Here is a 15,744-nt window from a genome sequence, read left to right on the forward strand (position 1 = left end):
GGGAATCTGACTAAACAAATTCCCCAATGTCGAAACCATCTGCACCATCTTTACGCTTAGAATAAATGTCTTCATCTTCATTCGAAATATTCTGGCTCAGCAAAGTTGCAACTCGCTTTGATGCATCACCTAATGAATTTTCTAAAAGATCAAAAAGCTCGGTTCCCTGAATTTTCTGAATGATGTTAACCGCTTGCTGTTCTAAGTCAGGCTCCAGCACATCTTGCTGAAGCAGCTGTCCCGCAGTACTCAATTCCTGAAAGGTAACCCCTGTGGCAAAACCGCTTTCGATTTTAGAATCATCCTGATACTGCCAGTCTTCTTCCTCGTCTTCCCAATCATTATTTTTGACCAGTATCTCGTCAAGTTCTTTCTTTGAAGCCGTATTTTCAATTACTTCCTCTTTGGTTTCTGAATCAAAATTATCTGCTGTAGGCGAGATAGAGTCGCCTTGGCCTTGATCGATATCAAATGGCATTGGTTTTCTCTCTTCTATCTTTGCTTTACCTATAAAAGAAGGCACAGCTAGTTGAGTTTCAGTACTTTTTTGCTTAGGATGCTTATTTATAAATTTCTTATCACACAGTAGTAAGATAATAATGAGTAAAAGCCCTATGATGATAAATTGTTCCATAAGATGATAGATTAAAAGATTGGACGGTATTTGTTGTTGAAATCATCGGTGATCTCCTTTTCAAAAGTTTCGAAGTGATGCGCTAATACATTGTCGAGATAAGCGTACAGAGGGATCTGGTCGTCGGCAATGATCTGGATGATCCGGGAAAGTCGCTCATGATATTCGGGACGAATATAAATACTTTTATCACCACGCTTGGTCATCGTGTGATGCGTGAGAAACTGCTCAGCGTAGGTGATTTCAAGACTTTTTTTGTTCTTCAGCTTATGTTTAGTGATCGCCTTTTCGTTTATGGAATCCAGTTCATGAGTCTGTGGTTCCTTCTTTGTGCTGCCAGCCATGATCGACATCAAATATTGTTCATCGATATTGTTGTCTTCATTGTTCTTTTTATCACTGTCCATCTTTTCACAATTTTACAATTCTTAAAAATTCCTCCATAAACTGGTCGAGCCGACATAAAATCATCAACTTGGGGTCTGCCGGTAATAGTGTTGAACGGAAAACGGTTTTGGCGACCGTCTCCCCTTCTTTACGAAATCTCTTACTGTCTGTGATCGATGTTTCCATCAATTGAAGTCCCAGATCTTTGATCACCTTATTGTAATTTTCATACAGCGGTGTTTTCTCCCTACCATCGACCTGATTCCAGAACAGCTGTATGCTTTTGATCTCAGTGTGCTTTTTCTTCATCAGGATATTGGTCAGGACATCCGTAAAACTAAGGGTACTTTCAAGGACAACCCTATCCGCGGTTATGGGTGAAAAGATATAGTGAACATTGGCGAGTGTACTCAAAATACCAGCCGTATTGACCGTTCCGGGCAGATCCAGAAAAACGACATCCGGTACAACTTCGGAATCAACCACATATGCTTCAAGCTCTTGCAAAACCGTATCGGTCTTGCTTTGGAAAATAAGATAGGCTTTTTTATTGATGGTTGTAAACTGCTTATGGGCCATTTTTTTTAATACCTCATTTTGCATCACTGTTTTAAGATCCCTATCCCTCATCTGTATCAAACTGTACTGCGGGAAATCACAGTCGAATACTGCGACATTGTAACCCATCCGATAATGTAGGATACTGGCGATCAATGTTGTGAAGGTACTTTTTCCCACTCCTCCCTTTTGAGTGGAAAAGGCGATAATGACTGGTTGTTTTTTTGTTTCCATTTTTTTGATTTTTTAGTTGAACATTGGTTAACGATACTTCTAGAGTGACAGCTGGCTGGCTCAAATCATATCCGGCTTTCCTGCAATCTTAGGCAATTGAAAGCATATCTGACTTCCAACTGTAGGATCAGAATTCAATCAGTCAGTGGGTCTTTCCTGAAAGGATCCTGTACTTCCGTCAGGTTGGAATGCCTGACTGATCTTTATCTTGTGCTATTGCTTTCCGGATATCCTGACTAACGTCTGGAAAGTTGGTATGCCTGCCTTCAAGAACTCAAACGATTTTGCCATACATCAGTCCTGCCGACATTCTGGTACAAATAAATAACATCCGGCTGCACTCAGCTTCTAAGTGGTTGTCTTTGACTCGCAATGGATTTGTTTGGCCTTATGAACTTCAGAGAGTCTGTGAAGCATTGTCGTTTACTTTGTCAAAGCTTAGTTGACTGGTTTAAAGCTATCAACCTTTAAACAGAAGAAGAGCCTGTACTACTGGATTAAATCTATTGTATTGTGGGTCTAGCCTTTCACCAGAAAGGGGCAAGTTGTGTTTTGAGCATCTCGAAACGTTTTCGGATGCGCAAAACAACTTGCCCTTGCAGGGAGCAGAAAACAATCTCCGAAGTCGATGTTTTGTAAATTTAATTGGATAAATGATGAGTGAACATAATGGTAAACCAAAGAAAAAGACAGGACGCCGTCCAAAGGCAGATCCTGCCAAGATTCGATATACGATCTCATTTAATGAACAGGAACATTCCCGCTTTCTTGAACTTTTTGATCAGTCAGGAATGAAAGTGAAGGCTCATTTTATAACAGCTTGTATTTTCGAAAAGACGATCAAGACCATTAAAGTGGATAAGGGAACGGTGGATTTCTATATGCGATTGACCTCATTTCACAGCCAGTTCCGGGCTGTTGGGGTCAATTATAATCAGATGGTGAAACTGTTATACACCAATTTTTCAGAGAAAAAAGCAGCGGCTATCCTCTATAAATTGGAAAAACAAACCTTGGAAATGGTCGAAATCTTCAAAAAAGTGATGCAGTTGACAGAAGAATTTGATCATAAGCATTTGAAAAATCCGGAGTAATATGATCGCAAAAATTGGAAGAAGCAGTAATCTTTTTGGCACATTGTCCTATAACAATCTAAAAATGGAACAGGAAAAAGGAGAAATCCTGTTAATGAACAAAATGATTGAAACAGCTGACGGGAAGTATTCTGTTGCTCAATTAGCGAGATCATTTGAGCCTTACCTTTTGGCGAACCGAAATACCGAAAAGCATACGCTGCATATTTCCCTAAATCCTGATCCTAAAGACAAGGTCTCTGATGAGCAATATAGAGAAATAGCTGAGCAGTATATGAATGATATGGGTTACGGCGATCAGCCTTTCATCGTGTTCAAGCATACCGATATTGACCGCAGCCATATCCATATTGTTTCAGTTTGTGTAGATGAAGAAGGAAAAAAGATCTCTGATCAATTTGAAAAGATCCGTTCGATGAAAGTCTGCCGGGAACTGGAGAATAAATTCGGGCTTATATCAGCAGTTGAGAAAAAGTCTCAGCAAAATGAAAAGATCTTTCGACCGATCGATTACAAGGCTGGAGATATTAAAAGCCAGATTGCGTCTGTAATAAGACACATACCCTCCTACTACCAATTTCAATCCTTTGGGGAATACAATGCCTTGCTTTCACTATTTAATATTACTGTGGAGAAAGTGGAAGGAGAATTACAAGGTCAATTAAAAAGAGGATTGCTTTATGTTCCTTTAAATGACCAAGGAAAAAAGACAGGAAATCCTTTCAAGGCATCTTTGTTCGGGAAAAATGCAGGAATCGATGCTCTCGAAAAACACTTCACTGCTTGTAAAAACAAAAGTAATGATCAACTCGTCAAACAAAATTTGAAAAGATCAATTACTGAAGCTCATCATTCTTCAAAAGATGAACAAGCATTTAAAAATAAATTGAAAAAAGAGGGAATTGATATTGTTGTCCGTAAAAATGACAACGGCAGGATCTATGGCATCACTTTTATTGATCATCATTCTAAAAGTATTTGGAACGGGTCACGCTTAGGCAAAGAGTTTTCTGCTAATACCTTTAATGATTATTGTAACGATAACATCAATTCTGAAATTAAAAAACCTGTTCAACAGCAAGCAAAGATATCTCAGTCAACTGTTATGAAAGATTTAACTACGGAAAAACCTTATCATTTTTTCGATTTTTTGAATACTGAAAAAGGTAACAATGATTTGATAGAAGCATTGGGTGGTTTACTTCCAGAAGCACAAGGCGAAGATTATGAAGAACAGGATTTTGTTAACAAGATGAAGAAAAAGAAGAAACGGAGAATGTAATAGGTCAACTACTCTCTAAGCGTAGCACCAATAATTAAGTTATTATTTTACAACTCTATCAACAGTTATGATTCTGAAAGTATTTGAGTTAATAGTAATTCGAATATTCTTATCCACATTGGTTATATAAAAGTTTTTCCCAACTTTTTGGAAGGACATCTCGTCTGTTTCTCGAATTAAATTGAAAAGCATAATTTCAATTTCAGATTTTGAAAAATTACTTTTAAGTTTCTTGTTTATTCTGCCGTAAACAAGCTCAGTGTAACAAATGTTATTTAATATTTCAGTTTTGTTCATAGTTTGTTTTTGGTAAATACTACCATTCAAAAATAGTAAAAAAAGCTGCATTATTTATCACCAAGCCAAGCAGAGCCACCCACGGTTATCGACTACTTATTTTCCAACGCCAGTCCTTAAAACCTTTAAATTCAGACCCTAACATTAAAATTCTGATAATAATGCAGGGAGAAGATGATTTAAGAGGACTTGCCAAAATAATGGAATTTATGAGGGCTGTGAGTATCATACTGGTTTTAATGCACCTATATTGGTTTTGCTATAGCTTTTTTGAAGAACGCTGCTGGACTTTAAATCTTGTCAATAAGATACTTCAAAACTTTAACAGGACTGCAGGATTATTTAGCAAACCACTGTATTCAAAACTTTTTGCAGTGCTTTTGTTGAGCCTGAGTTGCCTTGGGACCAAAGGGGTGAAAAATGAAAAGATCACCTGGAACAAAATATATGTTGCTTTGGGTTTGGGTGTTTTATTATTCTTTTTTAGCATACCCCTTTTAAAACTGTCATCGGACTTTGTGTTTCCCTTATATATGCTGTCAACTGGTTCGGGTTATATTTTCTTGATGATGGCTGGTGTGTGGATGAGCAGACTTCTGAAACATCATCTAATGGATGATGTATTCAATAGTGAAAATGAAAGCTTTCAACAGGAAACAAAACTGCTATATAACGAATACTCAGTCAATCTGCCAACTAAGTTTTATTATCAAGGGAAATGGCATCAGGGATGGATCAATGTGGTCAATCCTTTTCGCGCTACCATTGTTCTGGGTACGCCTGGATCGGGAAAATCCTATGCTGTTGTAAATAATTATATCAGGCAGCATATTGAAAAGGGATTCTCTATGTACATCTACGATTTTAAGTTCGATGATCTTTCAACAATTGCTTACAATCATCTTTTACATCATTCTGAAGGCTATCAAATAAAACCCAAATTTTACATTATCAACTTTGACGATCCTAGAAAAAGCCATCGTTGTAATCCTTTAAATCCTGTTTTCATGACGGATATCTCTGATGCTTATGAAGCAGCCTACACCATTATGCTGAATCTCAACAGAAGCTGGATCCAAAAGCAGGGTGATTTTTTCGTGGAAAGCCCGATTATCCTTTTAGCGGCCATCATTTGGTTTCTGAAAATTTATGAGGATGGTAAATACTGTACTTTCCCCCACGCTATAGAACTGCTGAACAAAAAATACGAGGATGTTTTTACGATTCTCACTTCTTACTCCGAATTGGAGAACTACCTATCCCCTTTTATGGATGCCTGGCAGGGAGGCGCACAGGATCAACTTCAAGGGCAGATCGCTTCGGCAAAAATTCCATTGTCACGAATGATCTCCCCACAATTGTATTGGGTGATGACCGGGGATGACTTTTCGTTGGATATCAATAATCCGAAGGAACCTAAGATTTTATGTGTAGGCAATAATCCTGACCGGCAGAATATATATTCAGCAGCTCTGGGACTTTATAATTCAAGGATTGTCAAACTGATCAATAAAAAAGGTCAACTGAAAAGCTCAGTGATTATTGATGAGCTGCCCACTATCTATTTTAGAGGATTGGATAATCTGATCGCAACCGCCAGAAGCAACAAGGTTTCTGTCTGTCTGGGATTTCAGGATTTTTCACAGTTGACCAGGGACTATGGCGATAAGGAAAGCAAAGTCATCCAGAACACGGTAGGCAATATTTTCAGCGGACAAGTGGTTGGAGAAACGGCAAAAGCCCTGTCAGAGAGATTTGGTAAGGTTTTGCAGAAAAGACAAAGCATCTCCATCAATAGAAATGATACTTCAACATCCATTTCAACCCAGTTGGACAGCCTGATCCCGGCCTCCAAGATCTCGACTTTGACACAGGGATTTTTTGTCGGTGCAGTCTCAGATAATTTCGATGAAAGAATAGAACAGAAAATATTCCATTCAGAGATTGTTGTTGACACCGTTAAACTTTCTTCGGAGGAAAAGAATTATCAAAAAATACCCCAGATCTGTTCGTTTGTCGATGAGCAAGGAATCGATTGTATGCAGGAAGAAATCACAGCCAACTATAAGAATATTAAAGCTGATATACTAATGATCATTAATGATGAAATGGAGAGAATCTCAAATGATCCGGATCTACAGCATCTGATCAATAAAGAGTAAAGAAAACCTTAAATGGATAAGATCATTTAAGGTTTTCAAAAAAATCATTCACCTTCGGTGTTTAAGAAGTGCTGATTGAGATGGTCACTGACCAAATACAGAAATTTCGTTGGACCCTGTTTGCGGTTCCTGATCTCAAATATCGTTTTGTGAAAGTTGCCCAGATCCGTGTCCAGAGATCTTTCAACGAATTTGATGACCTCACTGAGTTCGACATTACCCCCATTGAAACAGCGCATCTGATATAGGGCGTACACGAGCTCGATCAGTCCGACCTTGGATGCAGACCATACCAATGGTGACAAGGTTTTAGTTCTGACATTGTCACTTAAGTTTTCAAGTTGCTTTTTCAGGTATTTGTCCATCTGCTGGCTGGCCATGAATCTCGCTACCAGATGATCGTGAGAAGTGGTGAAGCTGGTGTCAAAATTGTAGAAGCCGAATGATAATTTCATTTTCAGGTCGTACGAATTTCTGACAAATACCTTATGGTCGAGATAGGTCGCCTCTCTGCGGTAATAGCCGTAAAATTCTGCCTGTTCCAGATAAAAGCTTTTGAGTTTTTCCTGTTCTGCCTCGTAATATTTTTTCAAGGTCTTGTTCCCGGCATTTGGTTTATGTGATTCGAGGTCTAAAATTGTGGAATAGTAGATGAATTTTGAAATGAACTGAGGCTTTAGTTTTTTGAAGAAATGAACCTCTTCTGCAATGGTTTCAAAATGATGGTTGGTGATCATCTCCTTTAACTTTCTGATGGATTCATCGATCAGTATCAGTGAACGCTCTGCGACCTTGACCATGTCTTCATCATCGTCATACACTTCGTTGATCCTTAACTCTAATTCGTCATACAATTGAGCGATCTTTCTAAAAATAGTTCTTGTTACCATGTCCTTTTTTTAGAAAATTACAAAAAATCCTTTATTCATGCCACTATCAACCGATTCCCAATTCCTGTTTGCGCTTCCTGATGTAATCAGTCGGACGTATGCCATTGATATCAAAAAAAAGATTCGAGAAATTCTGGCGGGATGCGATGCCGCACTCCTTAGCCAACGCCTCAATGGTGAAGTGGAGATACATGTTATTGGTATTGAGCAGGTTGGTAATATAGTTGATCCTGAGCTCCGCTATATACTTGTTGAAGTTCATTCCCTTGTGTTCGTTGATGTAGACCGACAGATAATGGGAATTGGTTGACAGCTTTACTGCAACGTCCTTTTCGTTCAGTCCTTTCTTTAGAAATTGTTTTTCCAGTTCAAATTTTTCAAGTTTTTCTCTGATCTCAATGCTCATTTCTGGTGTCAAAGATGTTTTCCTTGATGTGTCTTCAACAGTTTCATCTTGTATAATGTCTTTGAGAATATAAGTACCGTCAGATATTCTTTTTTGAAGCAGATCATATTGTTTTTTTATTTTCCGGTCTTTACTGTAACGGACGATAAGAAGACCAATGACAATTGTTCCACAGAATATGAGGACCTTTGCAAACAATATTTTTCTTTTGCCTGCCATTTCTATATCATCTTTTTGATCGATCAATGTTTTGCGGTCATAATCATTATGAAGTTTTGATGACAGGTAAGGGTAATCTTTTGAGATCGCACTGTCAGCTTTAAGAAGTTGATTGGTGTAGTAAAGCTGTTTGCTCTCATCAATATTTTTATTTTTATAATATTCAATGAGATAATGATAACTCCTGTAAACTTCAGGTAGTATGAATTCATGCTTTTCGAAGATTCTGTCTATTTCACTATAGTAATGGATGGCTTGACTTGGATTATTTTGAGCTTCGGAGATCTTACCTAAATGGTAATAAATGACTGAAGCCCAGGCAAAGTCATTTCGCTTCAAAATAACAGGCAATGCTCTTTCCAGGTCTTTCTTTGCCTCAGCGTAATTTTTCTTATGAAATTTTGAGATGCCCATGCATTTAAGAAAATAGCTGTTTTCAAGTGCAAAATCGTGATCATTTAAGGTCAATTGATAGCCCAACCGGCTAAGGCTGTCACTTTTCGTAAAGTTTTTAAGATATCTGTTGACAACGGTCATTTGGTGAAGACTATTCAAATAAGCCTTTTTGTAATTGAACTGCTCATTATGATGAAGGATATGCTTTGGTTTTGAAGAATAAAAAGTAACACAGTCCTGAAAATGTTCCAGGGCTTCATCATAGTATCCCAAATGTTCTTTGACGATCCCCAGATGATAGATCACTTTATAATGATTATACTTATCCTCTGATCCTTTTGAATATTGATAAGCTTTTAGATATTGATCCAATGCGAGCTTATATTTTTTTTGATAGAAATAGTGGATGATTCCTTTACTTAAATGATCTTTGCTGATGTCATCACTGGTTCCGTACTTTATGCTGACCGCTAAGGCACTGTCAGCATACTTGATTTTATTATGGCTGTCAAACTGCCTTCCATCCCTGTATCCCTGAATTAATCTCTGAACGTTATTTTCTTTTTTTGCCTTAGTGATATACAATTTCACATAGGGCATCGCATCCACGTCATCAATGGTCATTTTTTCGTAGTGTTTTCTGATCTCACTGAAAGTCCTTTCTTTTTTTTGCTGGGAAAATAGCAGGTGTGAAAATGCAGAAAATAGGACGAGAAAGTAATTTAACTTTTTCATATACTGATTATTAGAACCTCACCATTTCAAAATTAAACATTTTGTGTTTAAATAAGACAGTTTTAAAGGCGTTGCAAGCTTATTATAACTGATATGCTACAATCCACGATCTATAAGGCTTTACAGGCTATTTATCCCTGTATCAATTTTAAAATTGAGACGTATCTATTTTAAAATGGGTCCGTAGAGTAGTTTTTTTCGTGGCTTCAGCCGGATAACTTTGGCTTCAGAATTCTAATACAATCCGGCCGGGATAACCAACCAAAAAAATTAAAAATGAAAAAGTTTATCCCACTTTTTAGTATAACGATAGCTTCAGTTTTTATGCAAAACTGTACCCATCGAGATGAGGAAATCAATGTACGTGATGATCGATCTGATCAGATAGAAAAAACAATGATGATGATGAAAGGAGATTCTGCCAAAACATCAGAAGAAATTGTTGATCCTGACCCGCCGGTAAGAGATGGTGACAACTGGCGGCTTGTTCCGAATAATTAATCAATTTATATGACCTATGATTCCCCTTACCTCCATATCAGTTGTCACAGGCTTACCATGTCCGGAAAGCGGAATCTGGGAGAGTATGGGGAATTTTAGAACGACAATCACCTTATTCAAAGGCGAGAAAATGCCTGACTATTGTGGAAGGAAAATCAAATGGAGATTGATTCAAGTCTGTTAAACTTATTAATAAAAAGCCATGAAAAATTTTCAAAGTATTTTTATCAAAGCTGTTTCCTATTTTTTTATTGTGTTGTTTATTTATGCGAGCGTGAGTAAACTGCTGGATTTTGAAAACTTCCAGGTTCAGATTGCACAGTCCCCGTTGCTAAGTTCTTATGCTGCCTTTATTTCCTATCTGGTCATCATTGTAGAACTAATTATCGTTTTACTATTGTCCATACCTCGAATCAAAAAAATAGGATTATATGCTTCAATGGCCCTGATGGTGGCATTTACAATTTATATCTACCTTATTCTTAATTTTAGTGACTTTGTACCCTGCTCGTGTGGTGGAATACTGGAAAAACTTGGATGGACGGAGCATCTCGTATTTAATATGGTCTGTGTTGTCCTGACATTAATAGGCATCATTCTGCAAGAGAATAATGATAGTACCAGGATGTTCAGCTATGGAATCCGTGTTATTGTTATTATTTTGGTTAGCAGCTTTTCAGTGATTTACCTGTATTACTCTTCAGAATACATGATTAAAAGTGACAACAATTTTACCCGCAGATATCTGACACATCCATTGATTGAAGACAAAACAATTGATTTAGCAAACGAGCATTTTTATTTTGCAGGAAGCAACGACAAAAGATTATTTTTAGGAAGCCCCTTAGCTCCGCTCACCTTAACATCAATAACAACGGATTTGACCAATTTGGAAAATAGACCAATAAAGCCTGATCATACAGCTTACACTTTTCATAATCTGCGCTTGGGAGTTAAGGGAAGCAATTTCTTTCTATATGATGGAAGTGTACCTATTATTTATCGTGGAGAACTCTCTTCTGATAAAGTCTCGACGGTAAGTTTCAATGATGTATTTTTTAATCAGTTCGCTATCATTGACAGCTCTCGCTTTGCAATTAGGATCAGAAGCGGAAAAACAGGAGAATATGAATTGGGAATCCTTGATCTAAAGGCCAAGTCAAAAGTCACCGTTTTACCATCTTTATTAGAAAAGCAGATTGATGGCGTATTTGATTCAGACGGACAGTTAATGGTCGATTATAAAACCAAAAGCATCATTTATATGTATGCCTACAGAAATCAATTTCTCGTTATGGATGATTATTTAAAATTGAAAAACAGGATGAAAACAATTGATACAGTTAGCAAAGCACGCATTACAGCCCACAAGCTCTCAGATGGCAGGACCAAGATGTCATCACCTCCCCTGAAAGTTAACTCAAAAATCACAACAAACGGTTTATTGGTATTTAACCAATCAAATCTTATGGGAAAACATGAATCAAGGGAACACTGGAAAAATGCTACAGTCTTTGACATCTATAAAACCAACAAGCAAGAATATGTAGGCAGTTTTTACATTGACCATTTCAATAACAAGCCAGTATCACAAATTTTGGTCACTGATCATTATTTGTATGCAATTACCGGCAGCAAATTACTAAGGTACCAGTACAGAAAATCTGATACTAAATATTTTAAAACAGGGGAAGCTGAAAACCTGATCCAAGAGTAAGCATTACCAAAACTTAGTTATTATGAAAAAGTTTTTTATTCCTGTAGCCCTTATCATTATGGGTACAGGAGCTGCGTTAGCATCAAGCAACTCAGCTAAAACAGTTGTCAACGGTTTTAGAATTGGCAACGCGGGAGAAGCGCCATGTGTGGAAACTCCTAAAGACTGTGAAACTATCAATACAGGTGCTGTATGTACCTATGTTGAGGGTTCGGCCTCATATAATCTGAAGCAGCTCAACGGCTCAATGTGTGTTGCGGACTTGTATGAAATTCAACCCTAGACCATTGAAGGATGCTATTTAGCATCCTTCTTTATTTGTTTTTGTATCCAGGGAAAATTTTCGTTTCCTTTCAAAAAATAATCCCACCAATTTAATATTTTCAAAGCCAAATCCATTTCTGCTTTAGAACCCGCTGTAAAACTGTGAGCCTGACCGGGATAAAATAATGCAATAACTTCTTTATTATTTTTCTTAAGACCAATGTAAAATTCCATCGTCTGATCCCATACAATGCGCTGATCATTTTTTCCTGTCCACAATAATATAGGTGCATTAACATTCTCAACATTTTGTATCGGATTATTATCAGTAAATAATTTTTTGTCGTTCGCAAAGGAAGCATGCATTTTGTATTGACCTTCTTCAAACTGCCAATAAAAGGGACCTAGTGACGTATAATTATATGAAAAATACATCCTTATGATATCAGCAGCTCCGGCACCGGAAACATAAGCCTTGAACCGATCAGAGTGAGTGGCGATAAAATTGGTTTGGTAACCTCCAAAGGAGTGTCCTATCAAACCTACTTGCTCCATATTGATACCGGGAGTTTGTTTGACCGCATCCATTGCTTTGTTGACACAATGTAAAGCTGAATATCCCACTTCTTTCGAATCATTGACAATGTCTGGTAAATACACAAAATAACCTTCCTCCAATAATTTTCTGATGGAAAATCCGATTGGGAAACTGTTTAAAGGCGATAGATATTGATTGGCATTTTTACTCTGTATTTCATAAATATGAACTACCATTGGATATTTTTTATTTTTGTGATAGCCTATCGGATAATATAAAATACCTTTCAAAATCTGTCCGGTAGAACTTTTGTATTCCTTTATATCCCTTCGTATCAAGGAAGAGCTATGGTCGTGTTTATTACTTTCGAAAATAATTTTCGCCTCCCTTCTTTTTCTATCTCTATACATAATTCTTGGTGGAATATGGAGGCTTTCTTCAATATAAAAGTAATAATCTTGCGAATTATTGAGCTCTGCCCATTTAATGTTAGAATCAGCAACATGTAGGATTTTTTCAAGTTTCCCGTCTTTCCAGTTCAAAAATATCTGCTCCGGACTCCCTTTTTTGCTAGCCATTACAAAAATAGGATTAGTAAGATCTATATTCCTGCTGAAGAACTCATATCCCGATTGAGGATAAAGGTTCTTGTCACGTTTTGTCACCATTTTTAATTGGTAGTCCGTGCTATAATCCACCTCTGTCATTTCATCTTCTAAAATATTATACTGCCAAAGACTGGTATCATTTTCAAAAATAACGGACTGACTGTCGCTGCTAAACCTAGGCCTTCGCAGACCTTTTTTCGGTAGTTGTTTTGTAAATGAATTTTCAAGATGAACCAAGGTCCAAAAATCTTCTTTGTTCCTGTATAGAAAATATTCTCCGTTGGAAGAGGTTATGATTTCAGGATACATCACACCAAGGTTACGGTAGTGATTATTCTTCCTGTCATACAGGTAAGCATTAATCATAGGAAACAGCGTATTATAATTCTGAAGCTCATCCCCATTAAAGGCTATGAAATAATCAGGGTTATCTAAACTGAAATGAACTGAAAACCGATCCTTCGGTATGAGGTATGTGGATTGATCAGAGGCTTTCCAAATCCAGTGCCTATACTTAAATTTACCATATTGTTTCTCTTCCAGATTTCCATCATTTCCATACCATATATCCACTGTTTTTTCAGAAACAGGAATATGTTCTATAGCGGTAACCATCATTGCCTTTCCGTCCTGAATTTCTGTAAAGCGTACAAAATCTTTCCGGTCAAGAGCGGGAATGTCGGGAAATTCCACCGTCCCATTTTCAACATTCATAAAAACAATCTTTTGAAGTCCGGCTCTTGGTGTGTTTTGTTCAATAATCTCTTCCTTTAGCAAAAGAAAATTTCCGGAATAGCTGAATTCAGATTGTCTGATCAGGTTTGAAGTCCTGTAAATATCGGTAAGCCTGCCATTTGAATACTGAATGATTTTTTCTCCTACATCTAAATTTTTAATGATAAACAGCTGGGATTTGACATTATTGATCTTCAGACCATTTACACTATCAATTTGATAAGTCAGTGCATTTGCCGAATTATATATATTCAAAATACCGTCATTAGTCAACAAATAATACTCCTTTCCATCATTGATCATCCCGCTTTCTTTAATATCTTTTTTTGTTCCCTGAAAAGTAACATCACATTTTTCCCGCCTTCCGGTTTTAAGATCATAAAGGACCGCCATTCCATTTCCGGAAGCCAACAGCCTGTCTCCTTGCAAAAAAGAAAATTGGTTCATTTTTGTAAAGTTTGCCACAACTGATTTAGAATAAAATTTTTGGGTTCCCAAAACCACAACCGTGTCATTATTGTTCTTATACATTTTGCTCGCTACTAACCAATGCCCGCTTTCCGATGCTTTCAGTAAACTGATAGTATAGAATTTTGCATCAGCTTTTAGCGAGTCTTTCTTCACCGCTGCAAAGCAGGATATTTCAATTAATATCATACCTAGAAAGAACCATCTCCAAATCTTAGTATCCATTATTCTGAGGATTAAGGTTAGGATTGAGCAACAGTTCTTTTTGGGGAAGTGGCCACAAACTGTGAAAGCTATTCCAATTAGGTTTTACTACCGAAAGTTCCGATAGCTTTCCTGCTCTCTTTAAATCCAGAAAACGGTGTCCCATTTCAGCAAAAAATTCCTTTCGGCTTTCAAGCAATATATGATTCAACAGATCATTTTGAGCGATCGGTGGTTGCAACACATTTAGCCCTGCTCTTTGTCTTGTGGGGTTTATGTACGATAATGCTTCAGTTGATTTATTTTGCTGTGCCAATGTTTCAGCCAGCAACAAATAGACTTCTTCCAATCGAAATACAACGGAATATTCCGTGCTGTTGTTGGTTCTATTTTTATATTTCTCTGCCCTATACCACGAATTACCATTAAAATTGACCATCACAGTCCAGTTCTGCTTCCGAAGGTCATTGGGAGCAAATGAACTGATAAGACTTGGAGATAAGGCATAAGAACTAGGGGCAATTCCTGAAAAATAGTACAATAGTGCTTCCCTTGTAGGATCTGTGCTATTCTGAGGCTTTAGTTGCCAGAGGATATGAGCTGAGGACTTTGTGAACACTTTCGTGATATCATTTTGAAAAATATAGAGTGGGCTTACCACAATTTTCTTCAACAACTCTTCAGCCTGTGCCCATTTTTGCTCAAGCATATATGTTTTTGCCAGCATGAGCTGGGCAACCTTACGGTTGGGGTATATTCTTTCGCTATTTTTATAATCATCGGCTAAGAGATTGGTGCATTCGAAAAGGTCAGTTTCTAATTTTAACAAGACCTCGTTCGCATTGACCTTTGGCAATGACTGGTTAATGGTATAATCCGTGCTTAAGGGATAAGGGATATCGCCGAAAAGCTGCTGGAGATAAAACAACTGCATAGACCTAACCAGTAATGCTTCCCCTTTTATCCTGTTTTTATCAGCAGCACTAAAAGATGAATTCGTGACCCCTTCTATGATTGCATTCGCAGCATAGATATGCTGGTAAGAATTTGACCATAAGGTAAAAACTGAGGTATTGGTATCAATCTGCTGATTGTTGTAAAGAGCGAAAGTCCCATCGGTGTCTGTAAGAGCATAGCTGATAAGGTCATCGGTGTAAATACCCAACAATGGTCCTGCTACATTCCCTGCAATAAATGATTTGTCACGCAGACCTGCGTAGAGACCTGCCAATGCCGCATTAGCCGTCTGGACATCTTTAAACACCTCATCTTTTCCGATCTGATTTGAAGGAACCTCCACCTCAAGCAACTGTTCGCACGCCAAGCTTGAAAAAAATAGTATGATGACCAGTCCCAGATTAATCATCGTATGCTGTTTGCTATAAGTTTTAGAATTTTTCATTTTTAATGATTTT

At 37.5% G+C, this 15,744-nt stretch carries 14 protein-coding genes; 6 read left to right on the forward strand and 8 right to left on the reverse strand.

The annotated features are described in order from the left end of the window. Positions 1-10: 10 nt before the first annotated feature. The 3 genes from C1634_RS24320 to C1634_RS24330 form a co-directional block, all read right to left on the reverse strand. Positions 11-634, reverse strand: coding sequence for a hypothetical protein (locus C1634_RS24320; protein ID WP_103231216.1), 624 nt, complete (start codon positions 632-634; stop codon positions 11-13). 11 nt (positions 635-645) lie between these two features. Next, on the reverse strand, positions 646-978 hold the full coding sequence (locus tag C1634_RS24325; RefSeq protein ID WP_228410154.1) for a DUF3408 domain-containing protein: 333 nt from the start codon (positions 976-978) through the stop codon (positions 646-648). A gap of 67 nt (positions 979-1,045) precedes the next feature. Beyond that, positions 1,046-1,813 (reverse strand): ParA family protein, encoded by a 768-nt coding sequence (locus tag C1634_RS24330; RefSeq protein WP_103231214.1) that lies wholly within the window; start codon positions 1,811-1,813, stop codon positions 1,046-1,048. A gap of 656 nt (positions 1,814-2,469) precedes the next feature. Here C1634_RS24330 and mobA point away from each other — a divergent pair. Together mobA and mobB are read left to right on the forward strand one after the other, a co-directional pair. Next, on the forward strand, positions 2,470-2,907 hold the full coding sequence (gene mobA / locus C1634_RS24335) for a conjugal transfer protein MobA (protein WP_103231213.1): 438 nt from the start codon (positions 2,470-2,472) through the stop codon (positions 2,905-2,907). A gap of 1 nt (position 2,908) precedes the next feature. Further along, entirely contained in the window at positions 2,909-4,189 is a 1,281-nt protein-coding gene (mobB, locus tag C1634_RS24340) for a conjugal transfer protein MobB (RefSeq protein WP_103231212.1), read from the forward strand. Positions 4,190-4,231: 42 nt separating this feature from the next. Here the strand turns inward: mobB and C1634_RS24345 are convergent, their stop codons facing one another. Continuing rightward, positions 4,232-4,486 (reverse strand): DUF3781 domain-containing protein, encoded by a 255-nt coding sequence (locus C1634_RS24345; RefSeq protein ID WP_103231238.1) that lies wholly within the window; start codon positions 4,484-4,486, stop codon positions 4,232-4,234. Between the two features lie 161 nt (positions 4,487-4,647). Here C1634_RS24345 and mobC point away from each other — a divergent pair, with 161 nt between their 5' ends. Further along, positions 4,648-6,648: a conjugal transfer protein MobC gene (mobC, locus tag C1634_RS24350; protein WP_109739292.1), complete on the forward strand. Its 2,001-nt coding sequence runs from the start codon at positions 4,648-4,650 to the stop codon at positions 6,646-6,648. Positions 6,649-6,692: 44 nt separating this feature from the next. On the opposite strand, the gene C1634_RS24355 is transcribed toward mobC, so the two are convergent. Continuing rightward, positions 6,693-7,538, reverse strand: coding sequence for an RteC domain-containing protein (locus C1634_RS24355; RefSeq protein ID WP_103231210.1), 846 nt, complete (start codon positions 7,536-7,538; stop codon positions 6,693-6,695). Positions 7,539-7,584: 46 nt separating this feature from the next. Continuing rightward, positions 7,585-9,294: a helix-turn-helix domain-containing protein gene (locus C1634_RS24360; protein WP_103231209.1), complete on the reverse strand. Its 1,710-nt coding sequence runs from the start codon at positions 9,292-9,294 to the stop codon at positions 7,585-7,587. Between the two features lie 276 nt (positions 9,295-9,570). Between C1634_RS24360 and C1634_RS24365 the strand changes: the two genes are divergently transcribed. From C1634_RS24365 to C1634_RS24375, 3 genes are all read left to right on the forward strand, one after another. After that, a complete protein-coding gene (locus C1634_RS24365; RefSeq protein ID WP_103231208.1) occupies positions 9,571-9,795 on the forward strand; it encodes a hypothetical protein in 225 nt (74 codons plus the stop codon). A 202-nt stretch (positions 9,796-9,997) separates the two neighbouring features. Then, the gene (locus C1634_RS24370; RefSeq protein ID WP_103231207.1) at positions 9,998-11,512 is read left to right on the forward strand and encodes a DoxX family protein; all 1,515 of its coding nucleotides are present in this window, start codon (positions 9,998-10,000) and stop codon (positions 11,510-11,512) included. Between the two features lie 22 nt (positions 11,513-11,534). After that, positions 11,535-11,795, forward strand: coding sequence for a DUF6520 family protein (locus tag C1634_RS24375; protein ID WP_103231206.1), 261 nt, complete (start codon positions 11,535-11,537; stop codon positions 11,793-11,795). A 14-nt stretch (positions 11,796-11,809) separates the two neighbouring features. On the opposite strand, the gene C1634_RS24380 is transcribed toward C1634_RS24375, so the two are convergent. Next, positions 11,810-14,350, reverse strand: coding sequence for an alpha/beta hydrolase family protein (locus tag C1634_RS24380; protein ID WP_103231205.1), 2,541 nt, complete (start codon positions 14,348-14,350; stop codon positions 11,810-11,812). Next, positions 14,340-15,731 carry a RagB/SusD family nutrient uptake outer membrane protein gene (locus tag C1634_RS24385; RefSeq protein WP_103231204.1) on the reverse strand — a complete coding sequence of 464 codons (1,392 nt, stop codon included), beginning with the start codon at positions 15,729-15,731 and terminating at the stop codon, positions 14,340-14,342. The genes C1634_RS24380 and C1634_RS24385 overlap by 11 nt, the downstream gene beginning before the upstream one ends. Positions 15,732-15,744 lie beyond the last annotated feature (13 nt).

The organism is Chryseobacterium viscerum, from assembly GCF_002899945.2.
Taxonomy (GTDB): Bacteria; Bacteroidota; Bacteroidia; order Flavobacteriales; family Weeksellaceae; genus Chryseobacterium; species Chryseobacterium viscerum.